The sequence below is a fragment of the Cryobacterium melibiosiphilum genome (assembly GCF_003602235.1).
GTDB classification, from domain to species: domain Bacteria; phylum Actinomycetota; class Actinomycetes; order Actinomycetales; family Microbacteriaceae; genus Cryobacterium; species Cryobacterium melibiosiphilum.
In genome coordinates this window covers 88842-108422 of sequence record NZ_QZVS01000086.1, presented here as the reverse complement: position 1 = coordinate 108422, position 19581 = coordinate 88842, and the positions used below count along the sequence as shown (strand labels likewise).

The window sequence follows — 19581 nt, the reverse complement described above, 5'->3', positions numbered from 1 at the left end:
CTCTCGGGTATCCCCCGGACGAGTGCCCCCGGGGCCGGGTCAGGACCGGGTCGAGTCGCGCACCACCAGTTCGGGGTCGAAGACGATGTGTTCGTGCGCGAAGCCGGGGCCGCCATCCGCTTCGCGCAGCAGCAGGTCGAGCGCAGTGTAGCCGATCAGCACGCTCGGCTGGCGGATTGACGAGAGCGGCACGACCGCTGCGGAGGCGAAGGCGATGTCGTCGTAGCCGATGAGCGCGACATCGCGGGGAACGTGCACGTCTCCCTGCATGTTGAGCGCCTGCAGCACGCCCATCGCGAGCAGATCGTTCGCCGCGAAGACCGCGTCGGGGCGCTCGGCCGCCGGCCGGGCACGGATGCCCTCTCCCGCGACGCGTCCCTGCAGCACGCTGAGGGACTCGGTATCGATCACTTCGAGCGAGACCCCGGGATGCTCGGCGACCGCCGCGCGGGCGCCCTGCAGCCGATCGCCCACCTGGCGGATGCTGGCCGGCCCGCCCACGAAGGCCAGCCGGCTGCGGCCGCCCTCGATCAGGTGACTGGCGGCGAGGCGTCCGCCGGCCACGTCGTCCACGGCGACCGACGAGAAATTCAGGTCATCCGTCTGCCGGTCGACGAGCACGGTCGGGGTGCCGCGCAGCCGCAGCCGGGTGAGACGGTCGGCGACGTCGCCGACCGGGGTCACGAGCACGCCCAGCACCCGCTGCTCCTCGAAGAGGTCGAGGTAGGTGCCCTCGCGTTCGACGTTTTCGTCGCTGTTGCCGAGCAGCACGGCGAGTCCGGACTCCGCGGCGCGATTCTCGGCGCCGCGGGCGACATCGGTGAAGAAGGGGTTGCCCACGTCGAGCACGACGAGGCCGATGCTGCGGCTGCGGCCGGCGCGCAGCTGGCGGGCGGCGTCATTGCGCACAAAACCGAGGTCGGCGATCGCGGCCTGCACGCGCGCGACGGTGTCCGCCGAGACCTTGTCTGGGCGGTTCAAGACGTTGGAGACGGTTCCCACCGAGACCCCCGCGGCCACGGCCACGTCTTTCACGCTGATCGCCATCGTGACTCCTCCCGGGCCGTCGGTGAACCCTTACTCCGGCCCCGAGTGTATTCCGACTCGCGGCCAAAATGAAACGAATCACCGATCGGGTCACAGTGAAACGACTCGACGGTCTCATTCAGATTTCAATCTTCAGATTGCCGGGCACGAATCGTTGACGCCGGACGCATAACCGTTCTAAGATCGTCAAGATTTACATTGTGAAACGATTCAGTCCGGAATTTTCACCACCCCGGTTCACCCTCAACGAGGAGGCTCGACTGCTGATGCCCAGCACCCCCACCCCCGTGCTCGCCCTGCACGGCGCCGCCAAGGCCTTCGGCCCGGTGGTCGCCCTCGCCGACGGCACCGTTGAGATTCTCCCCGGTGAGATCCACGCCTTGGTCGGCGAGAACGGGGCCGGCAAGTCGACGCTCGTCAAGATCCTCGCGGGCTTTCACCAGCCCGACGCCGGGGACTTTCAGGTCGGCGGACAGCCCGTGTCCTTCCGCACCGTAGCGGACAGCAAAGCCGCCGGTATCTCGGTGATCTACCAGGAGCCCACCCTGTTTCCCGACCTCACGGTGGCCGAGAACATCTTCGTCGGGCGCCAACCGAAGGGCCGCTTGGGCCTGATCAGTCGCGCTGCGATGCGCGGCCAGGCCCGGGCACTGTTCGAGCGCCTCGGAGTGCGCATCGACCCCGACCGAGTCGCCGAAGGACTCTCCATCGCCGACCAGCAGATCATCGAGATCGCCAAAGCAATCTCGCTCGATGCGAAGGTACTCGTGATGGACGAGCCGACCGCGGCTCTCTCGGGCATCGAGGTGGAGCGTCTGTTCACGGTCGCGCGCAGCCTGCGCGCGGCGGGAGCAGGCATCCTCTTCATCTCCCACCGTTTCGACGAGGTGTTCGCGCTCTGCGATCGCATCACCGTGATGCGTGACGGTCGCTACATCAACACCCACATCACGAGTGAGGTCACGATCGACAAGATCGTGCGGGAGATGGTGGGCCGCGACATCGCCCAGCTCTACCCCAAGGTCGTCGCTGAGCTTGGCGACACCGTGCTGCGGGTCTCCGGCCTCGGCCGCGCCGGCGTCTTCGCCGACATCAGTTTCGAGGTCAAGGCCGGCGAGGTCGTCGCCCTCGCCGGCCTGGTCGGCGCCGGCCGCACCGAGGTCGCCCGGGCCATCTTCGGCATCGACCCCTACGACCGAGGAACCGTGGAGGTGCTCGGCAAGCCGCTCAAAGGTCGTGACCCGCAGGCCGCCATCGACGCCGGCATGGCTTTTGTGCCCGAAGACCGCCGCAAACAGGGCCTGGTCATGGACCTCTCGGTCGCCCACAACGCCGCCCTCACCCTGCGCAACTCGCTGGCGCGCTTCGGCATCATCAACGCCGGCGCCGAACGCCGCGCCGCCGAGGAGTGGACCGCGAAACTGCAGGTCAAAACCGGATCCCAGGAATACGCCGTCTCCACCCTCTCCGGCGGCAACCAGCAAAAAGTCGTGCTGGCGAAGTGGCTCGCCACCGCGCCGCGTTTTCTGATCCTTGACGAACCCACCCGCGGCATCGACATCGGCACCAAGAGCGAGGTGCACCGGCTGATCTCCGACCTCGCCGGAGCGGGCATGGCCATCCTGATGATCTCGAGCGAGCTGCCCGAGGTTCTCGGCATGGCCGACCGGGTGCTCGTGATGCACGAGGGCCGCATCAGCGCAGAACTCGACCGGGCCGAGGCCACCCCCGAAACCGTCATGCACGCCGCAACCGCCTCGGCGTTGCTCACCGGCACGGAGGTTCTCACAGGCACAGAGTTACCCACAGGCACCGAGTTACCCACAGGCACCGAGGAGCGCACCAGATGACCGCCACCCCGACCCGGCCAGCGGATGCGCCACCGAGCGCGGGCCCGACCCCGGCCGCGCGCCTCGCGACCGTGCTTCGCCTGCGCGAGTTGCCCGTCACGATCGCCCTGATTGCACTCGTCACGGTCACGTACCTCGCCAATCCCCTGTTCCTGAGCTCCCAGGGCGTCAAGGACCTGCTGCTCAACTCGACGATCGTGATTATTCTCGCGGTCGGCCAGGCGCTCGTGATCATCACCCGCAACGTCGACCTCTCGGTCGGCTCGATCCTGGGGCTGGTCGCTTTCTCGACCGGAACCCTGTTCGCCACCGTGCCGGGCATCCCCATCGTGGTCGTCTTGCTCGCCGGCATGGCCCTCGGTGCCCTGCTCGGTGCCATCAACGGCCTGCTCGTCACGGTGGCGAAGGTTCCCGCGCTCGTGATCACCCTGGGCACCCTGTACATCTACCGCGGGCTGAACAATGCCTGGGCCGGCGGCACCCAGTACTTCGCCGGCGACCGTCCCGACGCCTTCGGGGCTTTGTCGGTCGACACCGTGGCCGGCTTTCCGTTGATCACGCTCATCGCCCTGCTGGTCGTGGCCGTGGTGGCCATCTACATGGTCGGTACCCGCCCGGGCCGGGACCTGTACGCGATCGGCTCCGACCCGGACGCCGCGAAGCTGTTCGGCATTCCCGTGGCCCGGCGGGTCTTTCTCGCCTTTCTCACCAATGGGGTGCTCGCCGGTATCGCCGGGGTTCTCTACGCGAGCCGATTCAACTCGGTCGGCGCCACGACCGGTACCGGCCTCGAACTGGATGTCGTCGCTGCGGCCGTCGTCGGCGGGGTCGCCATCTTCGGTGGCAGCGGAACCGTCGTCGGGGCTGCCCTCGGCGCGATCCTGCTGACCACCATCACGAGCGCGCTGACCGCCCTGCGCGTGGACAAATTCTGGCAGCAGGCCATTGTCGGCGTGCTGATCCTCGCCGCCATCATCATCGACCGCATCGCCGCCGTGCGCACCGCGAAGAAACTCCGACTCAGTGAGGCCAGAGATGTCTAACTCCCTCTCCACGAAGACCCCGGAACGCCCCACCCCGGCGCTGGACACGAGCACCGTGCTCCGTGCCGAGGCCACCGGCCGCACCGGAGCGGCGCGCATCCTGCTCGGCCGCGACGCCATCATGATCTACGCGCTGCTCGCCTTTATTCTTTACGCCTGCCTGTTCATCCCGCGATTTGCCTCACCCGTGACCATCGGATTCCTCGGCCTCGATGTGATTCCGGTGCTGCTGATCGCGATGCCGATGACCCTGATCATCATCACCGGGGAGATCGACCTCTCGGTGGCCAGCATCGTCGGGCTGACCAGCGCAACGATGGGCGTGCTCTGGGATGCCGGGATGCCGATCGAAACCGTCCTCGTCGTCAGTCTCCTCGTCGGAATCGTGGCGGGAGCCTTCAACGGGTTCCTCGTGGCCGTGGTCGGGCTCCCCTCGCTCGCCGTCACGATCGGCACCCTGGCGCTGTTTCGCGGGCTGGCCCTCGTCGTCATCGGCGACAATGCCGTGGCCGACTTTCCGCCCGCGCTGACCACATTCTTCACCTCGAAGCTCGGCGCGACGGGAATCCCCACGATCATGATCGGCGTCGTCATCGTGGCCGTGGTCTTCGGCGTGCTGCTGCACCTCACCCCGTTCGGCCGCGGCCTCTACGCCCTCGGCTTCAGCAAAGAAGCCGCGACCTTCGTGGGTGTCAAAGTCGCCAGGGCCAAGTTCTGGCTCTACGTCGGCTCAGGAACAGTCTCTGCCCTTGCCGGCATCTATTGGACGCTGCGTTATTCGAGCGCCCGCAGCGACAACGCGAGCGGGCTCGAGCTGACCGTGATCGCGGCGGTACTGCTCGGCGGCGTGTCGATCTTTGGCGGCAAGGGATCGATTCCGGGCGTCATCGCCGGCGTACTGCTGATCGGCACCATCAACTTCGCCCTGCGCCTGGGTCGCATCTCCGACGTGATCCTGATCATCGTCACGGGCACGCTGCTCATCATCTCGGTCGTTGCACCCAGCATTTTCAGCGCCGTTTCACGATGGCGGCACAACCGGCGAATACGCCGCAGTCTTCCTCAGGCATCCGCCTCGGGACCCCCCACGCCACCGCACCCGGCGTAAGCACACAACCAGCACTGCACCCAACGAAAGATAAGGACACGACAATGGAGTTCATCCGCAATCGCACGGGCACGGGCACGGGCACGACCGTCCGCCGCCTTCTGACCTTCACAGCCCTGACCGCCGCCGTGGCCCTCGCCGCGACCGGCTGTGCCGCCGATGGCGGAGGAACCGCTGGGGCCGGAGACGGCAGCGACCTGAGCATCACCTTCATCCCCAAGCAGCTCAACAATCCGTACACCGACGTCGTGCTCGGCGGCGGCGAAACCGGCGCCGAAGAGGCCGGCTTCGGTGCGACCGAGGTCGTCGGACCACTCGAGGCGAGCGCGTCGAGCCAGGTGTCCTTCATCAATGCCGAGACCCAGGCCGGCACGAGTGTCATCGTGATCGCGGCCAACGACCCGGATGCCGTGGGCCCGGCCCTCGAGGAAGCCCGCTCGGCCGGAGCCAAGATCGTGGCCTTCGACTCGGACACCGCCCCGCAATACCGCGACGTGTTCATCAGCCAGGTCGTCGCCAAAGACGTCGCATTGATTCAGATTGAGCTGATGAGCGAGCAGATCGGCGGCTCGGGCGAGATCGCGATCCTCTCGGCCACGGCCAACGCGACGAACCAGAACGAGTGGATCAAGTTCATCGAGGAGGAGCTGGAGTCGAACCCCGACTACGCCGACATCACCCTCGTGACGAAGGTCTACGGTGACGACGACGACACGAAGTCGTTCCAGGAGGCCCAGGGACTGCTGCAGGCCTACCCGAACCTGAAGGGCATCATCTCGCCCACCACGGTCGGCATCGCGGCCACCGCACGCTACCTCTCCACCTCGCAGTACAAGGGCCAGGTCGCCCTCACCGGGCTCGGCCTGCCGAACGAGATGCGCCCGTTCGTCAAGGACGGCACCGTCAGTGCCTTCGCGCTCTGGGACCCGGCGCAGCTCGGCTACGTCGCCGCCTTCGCGGGCAAGGCCCTCGCTGACGGCACCATCACCGGCGCCGAAGGCGACACCTTCGAGGCCGGCGAACTCGGCGAGCGCGAGGTCGGCGCCGACGGCATCGTCATCGTCGGCCCGCCGACGACGTTCACGAGCGAGAACATCGACGACTACGACTTCTAGTCGATCGTCCGCCGACGCTGAAGCGGATGCCGCGGCATCCGCTTCAGCGTCGGCGCCCCACGCCCGCATCACCGCGCGCCCGGAACACTCGGAGGAGCCAGCCATGACCGATCCCCTGCCCGCAAGCCTGCGGCTGCTCGAACCCAAACAGCGCCGACGCACCCGCATCGGCCTCGTGTCGGGAGGTCTCGGCGCCTACTGGCCGCAATTTCCCGAACTGCTGCCCCTACTGCAGTCCTCGGCCCGTTACGTGACCGAGCGGTTCGGGCGTCTGGACGCCGACGTCGTCGATGCCGGCTTCGTCTCCGACGCGTCCGAGGCCCGGGTTGCCGCCGAAAAGCTGCGAGTCGCCGACTGCGACCTGATCGTGATCTTTCTGGCCACCTACCTCACCTCCTCGATGGTGCTGCCGATCGCGCAGAAAGCGCAGACCCCGGTGCTCGTGATCGACCTGCAGCCGAGCGAAGCCATGGACCACGCCAGTTTTGACACCGGGAAGTGGCTCGCCTACTGCGGCCAGTGCCCGGTTCCCGAGGTCGCCAACGTTTTTCGCCGCGCGGGCATCCCGTTCCGCTCGGTCTCGGGCCACCTGCGCCAGGAGGCCGCCTGGCAGCGCATCACGCGCTGGGTGTACGCGGCCGGCGTGCGCGCCACCCTCCGCACCGCCCGGCACGGCCTCATGGGCCACCTCTACCCCGGCATGCTCGACGTCTCCACCGACCTCACGAGTGTCTCGACGACCTTCGGCTCGCACGTGGAGGTGCTCGAATTCGACGACCTGCGCGTACGCGTCGACGCGGTGACGGATGCCCAGATCCGCGACCGCAGGCACCTCGCCTCCGAGCTGTTCCACCTCGACGATTCCGTCAACGACGAGGACTTCACCTGGGGCGCGAAAGTGTCGGTCGGTCTCGACCGGCTCGTCGCCGACTTCGACCTCGACTCCGTCGCTTACTACCACCGCGGGCTCGCCGGCGAACAGCACGAACGGCTCGGCGCCGGCATGATCCTCGGCGCCTCACTGCTGACCGCGCGCGGAATCCCGATGGCCGGCGAATACGAGCTGCGCACCTCCATTGCGATGCTCGCCAGCCAGGCCATCGGCGCCGGCGGCTCCTTCACGGAGATCCAGGCGCTCAACTTCTTCGACGGCGTGGTCGAAATGGGCCACGACGGCCCCGCCCACCTCGCGGTGAGCGCTCGGGAGCCGCTGCTGCGCGGCCTCGGTGTCTACCACGGCAAGCGCGGCTGGGGTGTGTCGGTCGAGTTCGACGTGCGGCCCGGCCCGGTCACCACCTTCGGCGTGGGGCAGGATCCCGACGGCAGCTACATCTTCATCACCGCGGAGGGCGAGGTTGTGCCAGGGCCCCTGCTCGCCATCGGGAATACCACCTCCCGGGTCGACTTCGGCATCGATCCCGGCGTCTGGGTCGATGAGTGGAGCCAGACCGGAATCGGCCACCACTGGGCGTTGAGCCTCGGCCACCGCGCCGCCGATTTCGGCGCCGCCGCGAGCCTGCTCGGCATCGAGCACCGCCACGTTTCCTTCACCAGCCACTCCCTCGAAAGGCCGTAGTCATGCAGCGCGTCTGCTTTCAGCTCCAGGTCGCACCCGACCGCATCGAGGAATACACCCGCCGGCACGCCGCCGTCTGGCCCGACATGCTCGCCGCTCTCGAAGCCACCGGCTGGCACAACTACTCGCTGTTCCTGCGTGCCGACGGCCTGCTGATCGGCTATTTCGAGACCGACTCGTTGGCGGCCGCGCAGGCGGGTATGGCGGCGACCGAGGTGAACGCGCGCTGGCAGGCCGAGATGGGTGAGTTCTTCGTCGACCTTGATGGCGCCCCCGACGCCGGGTTCGTGCAGCTGACCGAGGTGTTCCACCTTGAAGACCAACTGGATTCGCTCCAACCTTGACAATATTGAAACGATTCATTTACACTTTTGACACCCTCGCCGCGTTCGCCCCCTTGTTCGACCTCACTCGTTCGATCTCACAGAGAAGTGACCACGATGCCCGCATTTGATTCCATCGCCAGCCAGCTCGAAAACCAGGCCATCGAGCTTCCGTCCTGGGCCTTCGGCAATTCCGGAACCCGGTTCAAGGTCTTCAGTACCCCGGGCACACCGCGCACGATCCAGGAGAAGATCAGCGACGCCGCCCAGGTGAATGAGTTCACGGGCCTGGCCCCCAAGGTCGCCCTCCACATTCCCTGGGACAAGGTCGACGACTACGCCGCACTGCGCCGCTTCGCCGGCGACCTCGGCCTCGCCCTCGGCACGGTCAACTCGAACACCTTCCAGGACGACGCCTACAAGTTCGGCAGTCTGACCCATACGGATGCCGCGGTGCGCCAGAAAGCGATCGACCACCACTTCGAGTGCATCGAGATCATGCACCAGACGGGATCGACCGACCTCAAGATCTGGCTAGCCGACGGCACCAACTATCCCGGCCAGGGCGACATCCGCGGCCGCCAGGACCGGCTTGCCGAATCGCTCACCACGATCTACGCCCGCCTCGGTGACGACCATCGCCTGGTGCTCGAGTACAAGTTCTTCGAGCCGGCCTTTTACCACACCGACGTTCCCGACTGGGGAACCAGCTACGCCCAGGTGACGGCCCTCGGCGAGAAGGCGAGTGTCTGCCTCGACACCGGCCACCACGCCCCCGGCACCAACATCGAGTTCATCGTGGCCCAGCTGCTGCGCCTCGGAAAGCTCGGATCCTTCGACTTCAATTCCCGCTTCTACGCCGACGACGACCTCATCGTGGGCGCCGCCGATCCGTTCCAACTGTTCCGCATCCTCTACGAGGTCGTGCGCGGCGGCGGCTACGGGCCCGATTCCACCGTCGCGTTCATGCTCGACCAGTGCCACAACGTGGAGGACAAGATCCCCGGCCAGATTCGCTCAGTGCTCAACGTTCAGGAAATGACCGCCCGCGCCCTGCTCGTGGACGCCCCCGCCCTGCTCGCCGCGCAGAACGCCGGCGACGTGCTCGGCGCGAACGGCATTCTGATGGATGCCTTCTACACGGACGTGCGCCCGCACCTCGCGGCGTGGCGGGAGAGTCGGGGGCTGGCCGGCGACCCGATGGCCGCCTACGCGGCATCCGGGTACCAGGCCCGCATCGCCACGGAGCGCGTGGGCGGCCACCAAGCCGGCTGGGGCGCGTAGCCCGTCGCACGAACGACCCGACCGTTTCGCATCCGCTTCACGCGTAGAGAAAGATTGTCATGACCAACCCCGCAGCAGCAGCACTCATCGCCCGGTCGAACCGTCTCGGCGCCGATCCCCGCAACACCAACTATGCCGGCGGCAACACCTCGGCCAAGGGCTCAGAGACCGACCCGGTCACCGGCGACCCCGTAGAACTGCTCTGGGTGAAGGGCTCCGGCGGCGACCTCGGCACACTCACCGAGAAGGGCCTCGCGGTGCTGCGCCTCGACCGGCTACGCGCCCTCGTGAACGTCTACCCCGGGCTCGACCGCGAAGACGAGATGGTGGCCGCCTTCGACTACACCCTGCACGGTAAGGGCGGCGCGGCGCCGTCGATCGACACCGCCATGCACGCGCTCGTTGACGCCGCCCATGTGGACCACCTGCACCCCGACTCCGGCATCGCCATCGCCACAGCGGCCGACGGCGAAGCGCTGACGGCCACGATCTTCGGCGGTCGGGTGGCGTGGGTGGCGTGGCGTCGCCCGGGCTTCCAGCTCGGCCTCGACATCGCCGCCATCAAGGAGGCCAACCCCGAGGCGATCGGCTGCATCCTCGGCGGCCACGGCATCACCGCCTGGGGCGACACGAGCGACGCGGCTGAGGCCAATTCGCTCTGGATCATCAACACCGCCGCCGCATACATCGCCGAACACTCCTCGGCGGAGCCGTTCGGTGCACTGCTCGACGGCTTCGCACCCCTGCCCGAGGCGGAACGCCGCGCCAAGGCAGCCGCGCTTGCCCCCACCATCCGCGGCCTCGTCTCCACGGATGCCCCCAAGGTCGGTCATTTCACCGATGCGCCCGAGGTGCTCGACTTTCTCTCCCGCGCCGAGCACCCGCGCCTCGCCGCCCTCGGCACGAGCTGCCCCGACCATTTTCTGCGCACCAAGGTCAAGCCGATGCTGCTCGACCTGCCGAGCGGGGCATCCGTTGAGCAATCGCTCGCCCGTCTCGTGGAGTTGCACGAGGAGTACCGTGCCGACTACCAGGCCTATTACGACCGGGTCTCGACAAGCTCGACCACCGAAGGACCTTGGCCGGCGATCCGCGGGGCCGACCCGCTCGTGGTGCTCGTTCCGGGCGTGGGCATGTTCAGCTACGGCGCCAACAAGCAGACCGCCCGGGTGGCCGGCGAGTTCTACCTCAACGCGATCAACGTGATGCGCGGCGCCGAGGGGCTCTCGACCTACGCGCCGATCGATGAGGCGGAGAAGTTCCGCATCGAATACTGGGCGCTTGAGGAGGCCAAGCTGCAGCGGATGCCCGCCCCGAAGCCGCTCGCCACTCGCGTCGCGCTCGTCACGGGAGCGGCGAGCGGCATCGGTAAGGCCATCGCCACCCGGCTCGCCGCCGAGGGCGCCTGCGTCGTGATCGCCGACCTCGACCTGGCCAAGGCCCAGGCCGCGGCGGCCGAGATCGGCGGCACCGACGTCGCAATTGGTGTGCAGGCCAACGTCACCGACGAAGACCAGGTGCAGGCGAGCGTCGACGCCGCCGTGCTCGCCTTCGGCGGCCTCGACCTCGTGGTCAACAACGCCGGCCTCTCGCTGTCGAAGTCGCTGCTCGAGACCACCGTGGCTGACTGGGACCTGCAGCACAACGTGATGGCCAAGGGCTCCTTCCTGGTCTCCCGGGCCGCGGCGAAGGTGCTGATCGACCAGAAACTCGGCGGGGACATCATCTACATCTCGTCGAAGAACTCGGTGTTTGCCGGCCCGAACAACATCGCCTACTCGGCCACGAAGGCCGACCAGGCCCACCAGGTGCGGCTGCTCGCGGCGGAGCTCGGCGAGTACGGCGTGAAGGTCAACGGCATCAACCCCGACGGGGTCGTGCGCGGCTCCGGCATCTTCGCCGGCGGCTGGGGCGCCAAGCGTGCCGCGGTCTACGGCGTGCCCGAGGAAGACCTGGGCAAGTACTACGCCCAGCGCACCCTGCTGAAGCGCGAAGTGCTGCCGGAGAACGTGGCCAACGCGGTCTTCGTACTCTGCACCAGCGACCTCAGCCACACCACCGGGCTGCACATTCCGGTCGACGCGGGCGTCGCCGCCGCCTTCCTGCGATGACCGGGGGCGGCGGCACCGTCGCGGCGATCGACCTCGGCGCCTCCAGCGGCCGGGTCATGCTCGGCCACGTCGGGACGAACGAGCTGCGCCTGCGCCCGGTCGCCCGCTTCGCGAACAACCCGGTGCGCACCATCGACGGACTGCACTGGAACGTGCTCGAGCTCTACCGCGGCGCCCTCGAGGGGCTGCGGGTCGCCGTGCGCGAAGAACCCGACCTCGCGAGCATCGCCGTCGATTCCTGGGCCGTCGACTACGCCCTGCTGCGCGGCGAGCGGATGCTCGGCAACCCCGTGCACTACCGTGACGAGCGCACCGCGGCCGGGGTCGCCGCGACCCACCACCTCGTCTCCCCCGCCGAGCTCTACCGCGAGAACGGCCTGCAGTTTTTGCCGTTCAATACGCTCTACCAGTTCGCGGCGGACCGGCTCGGCGGGGACCTCGGCCACGCCGACACCATGCTGCTGATTCCGGACCTGATCACCTTCTGGCTGACCGGCGAGCGGGTCGCCGAGCGCACCAACGCGTCGACGACCGGCCTGCTGGCGGCGGGCGGCGAGTGGAACGACGCCCTCATCGCGCGGCTCGGCCTGCCGCGCACCCTGTTTCCGCGGCTGGTCGACCCGGGAACCCGGGTCGGGCCGCTGCTGGCCCGGGTCGCGACGGAGATCGGGGCGCACCACGCGCTCTCGGTCACGAGCGTCGGGTCGCACGACACGGCTTCCGCTGTCGTGGCGGTGCCGATGACGACGGAGTCGGCGTATATCTCGTCGGGCACCTGGTCGCTTGTGGGGGTGGAGCTGGCCGCTCCGGTGCTGAGCGAGGCGAGCCGCGCCGCGAACTTCACCAACGAGGGCGGCGTCGACGGCCGGGTGCGGTACCTGCGCAACGTGATGGGGCTGTGGCTGCTGAGCGAGTCGCTGCGCACCTGGCAGCTTGCCGGAACCGTTTTCGACCTGCCGACCCTGCTCGCCGAGGCCTCACGCCTGACCGGCCCGGTCGTGGTCTTCGACGTGGACGATCCCCGGTTCTTGCCGCCCGGCGACATGCCCGAACGCATCCGGCAGTGGTGCCGTGACCGAGACGTGACGCCGCCCGATTCGCCGGTCGCCCTCGTGCGCACCATCGTCGAGAGCCTCGCCGCGGCATATGCGCGCACGCTGCGGGCGGCGGGCGAGCTGTCGGGCGCGCACATCCGCCGGGTGCACATCGTCGGCGGCGGGTCGCAGAACGAGCTGCTCTGCCAGCTGACGGCGAACCAGACCGGGCTGCCGGTGCTCGCGGGGCCGGTCGAGGCGACCGCGATCGGCAACGTGCTCGTGCAGGCCCGGGCACAGGGGCTTGTCACGGGTGATCTCGAGGCCCTGCGCGCGCTCGTCGCCCGAGCGTACCCCCCGAGGCGGTACGAGCCGGAACCGTAGCGGAGCGGGTCGCCGCGATATTCTGAAGCTATGCCTCTCGTACGAATTGACGTGCCCGCCGGAAACTCCGCCGACTACCTCGGCGCGGTGAGCGCGGTCGTCTACCGTGCCCTCGTCGAAACGCTCAACGTGCCCGAGCACGACAACTTTCAGGTGATCACCGAGCACGCCCCCGGGCGGCTCGTCATCGACCCGGGCTACCTCGGCATTTCGCGAACGGATGCCGCGGTCATCATTCAGGTCACCCTCAACGCCGGCCGGTCGACCGTTCTCAAGCAGGCCTTCTACCGGGCGGTGGCCGACGGGCTGCACGAGCACGCCGGCATCCGCCGTGAGGACGTCGTGATCGGCCTGGTCGAGGTCGTGAAGGAGAACTGGAGCTTCGGCAACGGTGACGCCCAGTACGCCTGAGCTCGGCACGTAGGCTCGAGGGATGACTACTGAACCGATGAGCCCCGAGCGAATCAGCAGCGAGCGAATCCTGGTCAGCGTGCCCGACCGTGTTCTGCGTGATGCGCTCGGGCAGCTGCCCGACGGCGTCAATCTGATCGAGTGGGCGATGGATGGCCCGGCGCCGGTTCCCGAGATCGACCTCGTCGTGATGCCCTACATGGGCGCCACGAAGAAGCTCGCCCACCTCGCCGGAGTGCAGACCCGCCTCGTGCAGAGCCAGGCGATCGGCTACGACGGCGCCGACGCGGTGCTGCCGACCGGCACTGTGCTCGCGAACGCGGCGACGGTGCACGAGGCCTCGACCGCCGAGCTCACGGTCGCGCTCATCCTCGCGGCGCAGCGTGGCCTCCCGGACTTCGTGCGCGCTGCCGCTGCCGGCCAGTGGAGCCGACCCGCCCGGCAGCACGCGAGCCTTGCCGACCGCACCGTGCTGCTGATCGGTTACGGCGGCGTCAGCCGGGCGATCGAGGCGCGCCTGCTGCCCTTCGAGACCACCATCGTGCGGGTCGCGCGCACCGCCCGCGACGATGAGAACGGTCGGGTGCACGCCTTCGCAGACCTCGCCGATCTGCTGCCGCAGGCCGACATCGTGGTTGTCGCGGTGCCGCTGACCCCCGAAACGCACCACCTGGTCGATGATGCCTTCCTGTCACGCATGTCCGACGGCGCCCTGCTCGTGAACATCGCGCGCGGGCCGGTCGCCGACACCGACGCCCTGCTGGCGCACGCGAGCAGCGGCCGAGTGCGGCTCGCGCTCGACGTGACCGATCCGGAGCCGCTGCCCGATGGGCATCCGCTCTTCGCGCTGCCGAATGTGCTGGTCAGCCCGCACGTCGGGGGCGCATCGACCGCGATGCTGCCGCGCATGGTGCGGCTTCTGCGCACTCAGATCGAACGGATGCAGCGCGGCGAGGAGCCGCTCAACGTCGTGTTGGGTCGCCCGGCCGCCGGGTAGCGCCCAGGTCGGGCATTCCGATCCGGGGGTTGCCCCCGGGCCACTTCGGGTCAAGGGTGTTGGGCGCGGCACCACCACCAGCCGCACCACGGACCGACTGCACCAGACGGAGAGGTTTGTTATGCCCAAAGTGATCATCCTGACCGGGGACGCCGCCGAGACGCTCGAGGTGTTCTACCCGTACCAACGCCTGCTGGAGGCCGGGTACGAGGTTGACATCGCCGCCCCCGAGAAGCGACGCCTGCAGTTCGTCGTGCACGACTTCGTCGACGGTTTCGACACCTACACCGAGAAACTCGGCCACACCTGGCCGGCCGACGTGGCCTTTCGCGACGTGGACCCGTCGGACTACGTGGCCCTCGTCGTGCCCGGCGGCCGCGCCCCCGAATACATTCGCAACGACGACGACGCCAAGCGCATCGTGCGGCACTTCTTCGAAACCAATGCCCCGGTCGCCGCGCTCTGCCACGGCCCCCTGCTGCTGGCGGCGGCTGGCGTGCTGCACGGTCGCACGACCTCGGCCTACCCCGCGCTGCAGATCGACGTGGAGCTCGGGGGCGGCACCTTCGAGAACGGGGCCGGCATTGTCGACGGCAACCTCGTATCCGGGCGGGCCTGGCCCGACAACGCCGCGTGGATGCGCGAGTTCATGATCGTGCTCGAGGCCTCACAGGGGCTCGCCGGGGCGGGCGAGCAGACCGGCGCACAGCCGGCCGACACCTGGTCGGAGGGTGCCCACGCCCGTGGCATGGCGGGCGCTGGTGCCCAGAATGCGCCGGCGGGCGGCTACGACACCCAGCCGATCGAGCGCGACCGGCCCGAAAACTAGGTCCAGCGGGCGGTCGGGCGCGCGGCACACGACGACGGATGCTACGGTTCGTCGGGAACGGTGCGTCCGGCCGTCCCCGACCGCCCCGCAGGAGGCTCCATGCTCACCCGACCCCGCGTCATCCTCTTCGACGTCAACGAGACCCTGTCGGACATGGCTCCCCTCGCGGATCGGTTCACGGCTGTCGGTGCGCCCGCCCACCTCGCAGCCCTCTGGTTCTCCGGGGTGCTGCGCGACGGCTTCGCCCTCACCGCGGCCGGCAGCCCGGCATCGTTCGGCGAGATCGCCACCGACTCCCTACGACGCCAGTTCAGCGAGTTGCCGTCGCGCCGGGGTGCCGACGAGGCCGTGGCTCACGTCATGACGGGCTTTGGCGCCCTGGAGTTGCACCCCGACGTCGCCGCCGGCCTCGCGTCCCTGGCGGAGGCCGGGCTGCGGCTGGCGACCCTCTCCAACGGCGCCGCCCGGGTCGCCGAGACCTTGCTCGGTGCAGCCGGTGTGCGCGACGCCTTCGAGCGAGTCCTGTCGGTCGACGACGCTCCGGCCTGGAAACCGGCTCCGGGCGCCTATGAGTACGCCGTCGGCACGCTCGCAGTGGCGCCGAGCGACGTGATGCTGGTGGCCGTGCACCCGTGGGATATCCACGGCGCCGCCCGGGCCGGGCTGCAGACGGCGTGGCTGAACCGTGCGGGCAGCGCCTACCCGGGCTACTTCGCGCAGCCGACCGTCAGCATCCGCTCACTCACGGACCTCGTCGGGAGCCTGCCCGCCTAGGTGCTCGTCGAAGAAGGCCTCGATGCGCAGCCACGCGTCGGCGGCGGCCTGCGGATCGGGGCCGGCCCCGAGTATCCGCCTGAAAACGAACCGCAGGGCGGCCGGGCCGGACTCGGCGTCGTTGAGAAAGGCGTGGCCCGCGGTCGGGTATTCCTTCACGTCATTGGCGATTGCGCGACGGTTCAGGGCTGTGCGCAGTGTGGCCGCCGCTCCCGGCAGCGAGCGATCGCGGCCTCCGAAGCTGCCAACGATCGGGCAGGCTCCCTCCAGGGCCGCGTCGAGGTCGGCGGGCAGGCGGCCGTAATTCACGGATGACGCGGCGAACCCCGTCGCGGCGGCCGCCAGCGCGAAGCCCCCACCCATGCAAAACCCGAGGACGCCCACGGCGCCCGTGGTGTCGTCGCGGTCGAGGAGAAATTGTCGGGCCGCCTCGATGTCGACGAAGGCGCGGCCTTCGCCCGCCGCCAGGGCACGAAATGTGCTGACCAGGCACTTGCGGGCGCCGCCCGCGGTGAAGAGGTCGGGCATGAGGGCGAGATAGCCAGCGTCGGCGAGGCGCGCGACCTGACGGCGCATGACATCGGTGAGGCCGAAGGCTTCGTGCACCAGCACGACTCCGGGCCACGGGCCCATACCGGCGGGCACGCCGAGCACGGCCTTCAGCCCCGGACTGCCTCCCAGGCCGGTCGGAAGAACGAGGTCGATCAGAGACGGAGCCGGCTGGTCGGGCATGGGAGCCTTTCTGGTGCGGGTCGGGGGAAGCACGAGTTCCGGGCCTGACCCTGAGTATGGCGGCTCGGTCTCGACGGGAGGGGCGATTCCGTGTAAGGTGTGGTCAGACCACTAGTGGTCAGACCACACGCCAAACTCACCGCCGAGGAGCCCACGTTGACCCACAACGCCGTGACCGACAGCGCCGTGACCGACACGATCGAACGACGTGCTTGGCAGACCGTGCTCGACCGTGTAGAGCTCGATCTGCTCAGCGGCCGCCTCGGCCCGGGCGATCACCTGCCGCCCGAGCGCCAGCTCGCCGCCGAACTCGGCGTCGGCCGCTCCAGCGTTCGTGAAGCGATCCGGGTGCTCGAGGTGCTCGGCCTGATCCGCACGGCCGTCGGCTCAGGCCCGTCATCGGGCGCGATCATCGTCGCGTTGCCCGGCGGCGGCATGTCCGCGCTCATGCGCCTGCAGGTCGCCGCCCAGGGGTTTCCGGTCGCCGACGTCGTGAAAACCCGCCTCGTTCTCGAAGGGTCGGTTGTGTCCGAGCTCGCCGAGCGCTGCGCCGGCCGTCGTGCCGCCCAGACGTGGGACCCCGACGCCACCGACGTCGGATGCCCCGACCTGGCCGAATCCGTCGTCCTGCTCGATGCGATGGATCGGCCAGAACTCACCGAGGCCGAGTTTCTCGCCCTCGACGCCCAGTTCCACCTCTCGCTCGCGGAGGCCGGCGGCAACCAGGTGATCACGGCAACGATGGCGGGGCTCCGCAGTGCGATCGAGGGCTATGTGCGCGCGGGGCTGGCCGGCCTCGTGTCGTGGCCTGCGACATCCGCTCGCCTCAAGCTCGAGCACCGGCAGATTCTGGCCGCCATCACCGAGGGCAACCCCGACGGGGCGCGAACTGCGGTGCACAGCCACATCTCGGGGTACTACGCCGAATCCCAACTGACCTCACCCATCGCGCAGTAACAACCACCACGCACGCCACCCTTTACGACAGACAGGACACCGACATGGTTCAACGACGCATCCCGAAGATCAAAGACCTCGCTCCGCTCATGCAGTTCAAGTCGCCCGAGCTGAACGCCAAGAAGCGTCGCCTCGACGGCGCGCTGACCATTCAGGACCTGCGCACGATCGCCAAGAAGCGCACCCCGAAGGCCGCGTTCGACTACACCGAGGGCGCCGCCGAAGCCGAAATCTCGCTCGCCCGGGCCCGCCAGGCCTTCGAGGACATCGAGTTCCACCCGTCGATCCTGCGCGACGTGTCGAACGTGTCGACCGGCTGGGACGTGCTCGGCGCGCCCGTCGCCCAGCCCTTCGGCATCGCCCCGACCGGCTTCACCCGCATGATGCAGACCGAGGGCGAGATCGCCGGCGCCCACGCCGCCGCCCGCGCCGGCATCCCGTTCGCCCTCTCGACCATGGGCACGACCTCGATCGAAGACGTCAAGGCCGCGAACCCGCACGGGCGCAACTGGTTCCAGCTGTACATGTGGAAGGACCGCGACCGCTCGATGGCACTCGTCGAGCGGGCCGCGAAGGCCGGCTTCGACACCCTGCTCGTGACGGTCGACGTGCCCGTCGCCGGCGCACGCCTGCGCGACAAGCGCAACGGCTTCTCAATTCCGCCGCAGCTCACCCTCGGAACCGTCGCCAACGCGCTGCCGCGCCCGGAATGGTGGATCAACTTTCTCACCACCGAACCACTGTCGTTCGCGAGCCTGGACCGTTGGAGCGGCACCGTCGCCGACCTGCTCGACACCATGTTCGACCCGACCGTCGACTTCGAGGACCTCGCCTGGATCAAGGCGCAGTGGCCCGGCAAGGTCGTCGTCAAGGGCGTGCAGAACCTCGAGGACGCCAAGCGCCTCGTGGACATCGGCGTCGACGGCATCACCCTCTCCAATCACGGCGGCCGCCAGCTCGACCGGGCGCCGATCCCGTTCCGGCTGCTGCCCGACGTCGCCCGCGAGGTGGGGCACCACACCGAGGTGCACCTGGACACGGGCATCATGTCGGGAGCCGACATCGTCGCATCAATCGCCCTCGGCGCCCGCTTCACGATGATCGGTCGCGCCTACCTCTACGGCCTGATGGCGGGCGGCGAGGCGGGTGTGAACCGTACGATCCAGATTCTGTCGGATCAGATCTCGCGCACGATGCGGCTGCTCGGCGTCAACTCGCTCGAGGAGCTCACCCCGGGCCACGTCACGCAGCTCACCCGCCTGCAGCCGGTCGCCCCCTCGATCGTGGCCGCCGCCGAGACCGTGCGCACGCCCGTCACCGTCAAGTAGCACTTCGTTTCTCGCGAGTGAGCAGTTTCTGCACTTCCCGAGCTCGGTAAGTGCACAAACTGCTCACTCGCGCGGGCGGTCGACGCGGTGCGCGTGGATGCGTCGCTCAGATTCGTCGAGCTCGATTCGACCCTCGGCGACGCCGACGACGAGGTCGTAGCCTTCGTCCGTGCTGAAGTTGTGCGCAAAGCCGTTGATCCACAGGAACGCGACGAGCAGAGTCCACCCGGTACGTTTGTTGCCATCGACAAGCGGATGATTGCGCACCAGCGATTCGATCAGCGCCGCGGCCTTGCGGTCCAGCGTCGGATAGGCATCCGTATCAAACATCGAGGCGGAGGGGCGAGCCAGCGCCGACGCGAGAAGGCCCGCGTCACGCACGTGAAATCCGTAGCGCTTGGTGACCTGGAGGGCGTCGGCCATCCCCAGGTATCGGGTCATGAGTCTTCGAGCCTCTTCAGCAAAGCGGCGTCATGGCTGACTACGAAGTCAATCGCGGAATCGATCTCGGTGCGGCGGGAGTACTGCTCGACCACGAGTGCCGCACCTTGCAGCAACAGGGCGTGCTTGGAAATCTTTTGCGCCTCGGCCAGCGTCTCGAGCTGGCGGTCCAACGCCTCTGGGATTCTCACCGTCATCGCCATGGCGAAATAATACCAGTCTGGTACCAGAACGGAC

General features: G+C 68.5%; 19 protein-coding genes. 15 read left to right on the top strand and 4 right to left on the bottom strand.

Annotated elements, in window-relative coordinates; translation table 11 throughout:
• Window positions 1–39 precede the first annotated feature (39 nt).
• Window positions 40–1047, bottom strand: a complete 1008-nt coding sequence (locus D6T64_RS12755; RefSeq protein WP_119975052.1) for a LacI family DNA-binding transcriptional regulator — start codon at window positions 1045–1047, stop codon at window positions 40–42.
• A 266-nt stretch (window positions 1048–1313) separates the two neighbouring features.
• Between D6T64_RS12755 and D6T64_RS12750 the strand changes: the two genes are divergently transcribed.
• The 13 genes from D6T64_RS12750 to D6T64_RS12690 all read left to right on the top strand — a co-directional run bounded on the left by D6T64_RS12750 (window position 1314) and on the right by D6T64_RS12690 (window position 15886).
• Window positions 1314–2897: a sugar ABC transporter ATP-binding protein gene (locus D6T64_RS12750; protein WP_119975081.1), complete on the top strand. Its 1584-nt coding sequence runs from the start codon at window positions 1314–1316 to the stop codon at window positions 2895–2897.
• Window positions 2894–3940 (top strand): ABC transporter permease, encoded by a 1047-nt coding sequence (locus D6T64_RS12745; RefSeq protein ID WP_119975051.1) that lies wholly within the window; start codon window positions 2894–2896, stop codon window positions 3938–3940. The genes D6T64_RS12750 and D6T64_RS12745 overlap by 4 nt, the downstream gene beginning before the upstream one ends.
• Window positions 3933–5048, top strand: a complete 1116-nt coding sequence (locus tag D6T64_RS12740) for an ABC transporter permease (protein WP_119975050.1) — start codon at window positions 3933–3935, stop codon at window positions 5046–5048. The genes D6T64_RS12745 and D6T64_RS12740 overlap by 8 nt, the downstream gene beginning before the upstream one ends.
• A 44-nt stretch (window positions 5049–5092) precedes the next feature.
• Complete coding sequence (gene rhaS, locus D6T64_RS12735; protein WP_119975049.1) at window positions 5093–6163, top strand: rhamnose ABC transporter substrate-binding protein; 1071 nt, start codon at window positions 5093–5095, stop codon at window positions 6161–6163.
• Window positions 6164–6266: 103 nt separating this feature from the next.
• Window positions 6267–7739 carry an L-fucose/L-arabinose isomerase family protein gene (locus tag D6T64_RS12730; RefSeq protein ID WP_119975048.1) on the top strand — a complete coding sequence of 491 codons (1473 nt, stop codon included), beginning with the start codon at window positions 6267–6269 and terminating at the stop codon, window positions 7737–7739.
• A gap of 2 nt (window positions 7740–7741) precedes the next feature.
• Window positions 7742–8083 (top strand): L-rhamnose mutarotase, encoded by a 342-nt coding sequence (locus tag D6T64_RS12725; RefSeq protein WP_119975047.1) that lies wholly within the window; start codon window positions 7742–7744, stop codon window positions 8081–8083.
• 96 nt (window positions 8084–8179) lie between these two features.
• Window positions 8180–9346, top strand: coding sequence for an L-rhamnose isomerase (gene rhaI / locus D6T64_RS12720; protein ID WP_119975046.1), 1167 nt, complete (start codon window positions 8180–8182; stop codon window positions 9344–9346).
• Between the two features lie 59 nt (window positions 9347–9405).
• A complete protein-coding gene (locus D6T64_RS12715; protein ID WP_119975045.1) occupies window positions 9406–11457 on the top strand; it encodes a bifunctional aldolase/short-chain dehydrogenase in 2052 nt (683 codons plus the stop codon).
• On the top strand, window positions 11454–12875 hold the full coding sequence (locus D6T64_RS12710; RefSeq protein ID WP_119975044.1) for a rhamnulokinase: 1422 nt from the start codon (window positions 11454–11456) through the stop codon (window positions 12873–12875). Before D6T64_RS12715 ends, D6T64_RS12710 begins: the two co-directional genes overlap by 4 nt.
• Window positions 12876–12905: 30 nt before the next feature.
• Window positions 12906–13286 carry a tautomerase family protein gene (locus D6T64_RS12705; RefSeq protein ID WP_119975043.1) on the top strand — a complete coding sequence of 127 codons (381 nt, stop codon included), beginning with the start codon at window positions 12906–12908 and terminating at the stop codon, window positions 13284–13286.
• A gap of 22 nt (window positions 13287–13308) precedes the next feature.
• The gene (locus D6T64_RS12700) at window positions 13309–14283 is read left to right on the top strand and encodes a 2-hydroxyacid dehydrogenase (protein WP_233551137.1); all 975 of its coding nucleotides are present in this window, start codon (window positions 13309–13311) and stop codon (window positions 14281–14283) included.
• Window positions 14284–14404: 121 nt separating this feature from the next.
• Window positions 14405–15112, top strand: a complete 708-nt coding sequence (locus D6T64_RS12695) for a DJ-1/PfpI family protein (RefSeq protein WP_119975041.1) — start codon at window positions 14405–14407, stop codon at window positions 15110–15112.
• A 99-nt stretch (window positions 15113–15211) separates the two neighbouring features.
• Complete coding sequence (locus tag D6T64_RS12690) at window positions 15212–15886, top strand: haloacid dehalogenase type II (RefSeq protein WP_119975040.1); 675 nt, start codon at window positions 15212–15214, stop codon at window positions 15884–15886.
• Here the strand turns inward: D6T64_RS12690 and D6T64_RS12685 are convergent.
• Window positions 15851–16618, bottom strand: a complete 768-nt coding sequence (locus D6T64_RS12685) for a dienelactone hydrolase family protein (protein WP_119975039.1) — start codon at window positions 16616–16618, stop codon at window positions 15851–15853. The genes D6T64_RS12690 and D6T64_RS12685 overlap by 36 nt on opposite strands.
• 156 nt (window positions 16619–16774) lie before the next feature.
• Here D6T64_RS12685 and D6T64_RS12680 point away from each other — a divergent pair, with 156 nt between their 5' ends.
• Both D6T64_RS12680 and D6T64_RS12675 read left to right on the top strand, forming a co-directional pair.
• Entirely contained in the window at window positions 16775–17575 is an 801-nt protein-coding gene (locus tag D6T64_RS12680) for a FadR/GntR family transcriptional regulator (RefSeq protein WP_233551135.1), read from the top strand.
• Between the two features lie 44 nt (window positions 17576–17619).
• The gene (locus D6T64_RS12675) at window positions 17620–18903 is read left to right on the top strand and encodes an alpha-hydroxy acid oxidase (RefSeq protein WP_119975038.1); all 1284 of its coding nucleotides are present in this window, start codon (window positions 17620–17622) and stop codon (window positions 18901–18903) included.
• Between the two features lie 63 nt (window positions 18904–18966).
• Here the strand turns inward: D6T64_RS12675 and D6T64_RS12670 are convergent, their stop codons facing one another.
• Both D6T64_RS12670 and D6T64_RS12665 read right to left on the bottom strand, forming a co-directional pair.
• Window positions 18967–19344, bottom strand: a complete 378-nt coding sequence (locus tag D6T64_RS12670) for a type II toxin-antitoxin system death-on-curing family toxin (protein WP_119975037.1) — start codon at window positions 19342–19344, stop codon at window positions 18967–18969.
• A complete protein-coding gene (locus tag D6T64_RS12665) occupies window positions 19341–19547 on the bottom strand; it encodes a hypothetical protein (RefSeq protein ID WP_233551133.1) in 207 nt (68 codons plus the stop codon). The genes D6T64_RS12670 and D6T64_RS12665 overlap by 4 nt, the downstream gene beginning before the upstream one ends.
• Window positions 19548–19581: the final 34 nt, after the last annotated feature.

Coding starts and splice junctions, on each gene's coding strand:
- D6T64_RS12755 (WP_119975052.1), bottom strand. CDS start 1,047: ATGGCGATCAGCGTGAAAGACGTGGCCGTGGCCGCGGGGGTCTCGGTG.
- D6T64_RS12750 (WP_119975081.1), top strand. CDS start 1,314: ATGCCCAGCACCCCCACCCCCGTGCTCGCCCTGCACGGCGCCGCCAAG.
- D6T64_RS12745 (WP_119975051.1), top strand. CDS start 2,894: ATGACCGCCACCCCGACCCGGCCAGCGGATGCGCCACCGAGCGCGGGC.
- D6T64_RS12740 (WP_119975050.1), top strand. CDS start 3,933: ATGTCTAACTCCCTCTCCACGAAGACCCCGGAACGCCCCACCCCGGCG.
- rhaS (WP_119975049.1), top strand. CDS start 5,093: ATGGAGTTCATCCGCAATCGCACGGGCACGGGCACGGGCACGACCGTC.
- D6T64_RS12730 (WP_119975048.1), top strand. CDS start 6,267: ATGACCGATCCCCTGCCCGCAAGCCTGCGGCTGCTCGAACCCAAACAG.
- D6T64_RS12725 (WP_119975047.1), top strand. CDS start 7,742: ATGCAGCGCGTCTGCTTTCAGCTCCAGGTCGCACCCGACCGCATCGAG.
- rhaI (WP_119975046.1), top strand. CDS start 8,180: ATGCCCGCATTTGATTCCATCGCCAGCCAGCTCGAAAACCAGGCCATC.
- D6T64_RS12715 (WP_119975045.1), top strand. CDS start 9,406: ATGACCAACCCCGCAGCAGCAGCACTCATCGCCCGGTCGAACCGTCTC.
- D6T64_RS12710 (WP_119975044.1), top strand. CDS start 11,454: ATGACCGGGGGCGGCGGCACCGTCGCGGCGATCGACCTCGGCGCCTCC.
- D6T64_RS12705 (WP_119975043.1), top strand. CDS start 12,906: ATGCCTCTCGTACGAATTGACGTGCCCGCCGGAAACTCCGCCGACTAC.
- D6T64_RS12700 (WP_233551137.1), top strand. CDS start 13,309: ATGACTACTGAACCGATGAGCCCCGAGCGAATCAGCAGCGAGCGAATC.
- D6T64_RS12695 (WP_119975041.1), top strand. CDS start 14,405: ATGCCCAAAGTGATCATCCTGACCGGGGACGCCGCCGAGACGCTCGAG.
- D6T64_RS12690 (WP_119975040.1), top strand. CDS start 15,212: ATGCTCACCCGACCCCGCGTCATCCTCTTCGACGTCAACGAGACCCTG.
- D6T64_RS12685 (WP_119975039.1), bottom strand. CDS start 16,618: ATGCCCGACCAGCCGGCTCCGTCTCTGATCGACCTCGTTCTTCCGACC.
- D6T64_RS12675 (WP_119975038.1), top strand. CDS start 17,620: ATGGTTCAACGACGCATCCCGAAGATCAAAGACCTCGCTCCGCTCATG.
- D6T64_RS12670 (WP_119975037.1), bottom strand. CDS start 19,344: ATGACCCGATACCTGGGGATGGCCGACGCCCTCCAGGTCACCAAGCGC.
- D6T64_RS12665 (WP_233551133.1), bottom strand. CDS start 19,547: ATGGCGATGACGGTGAGAATCCCAGAGGCGTTGGACCGCCAGCTCGAG.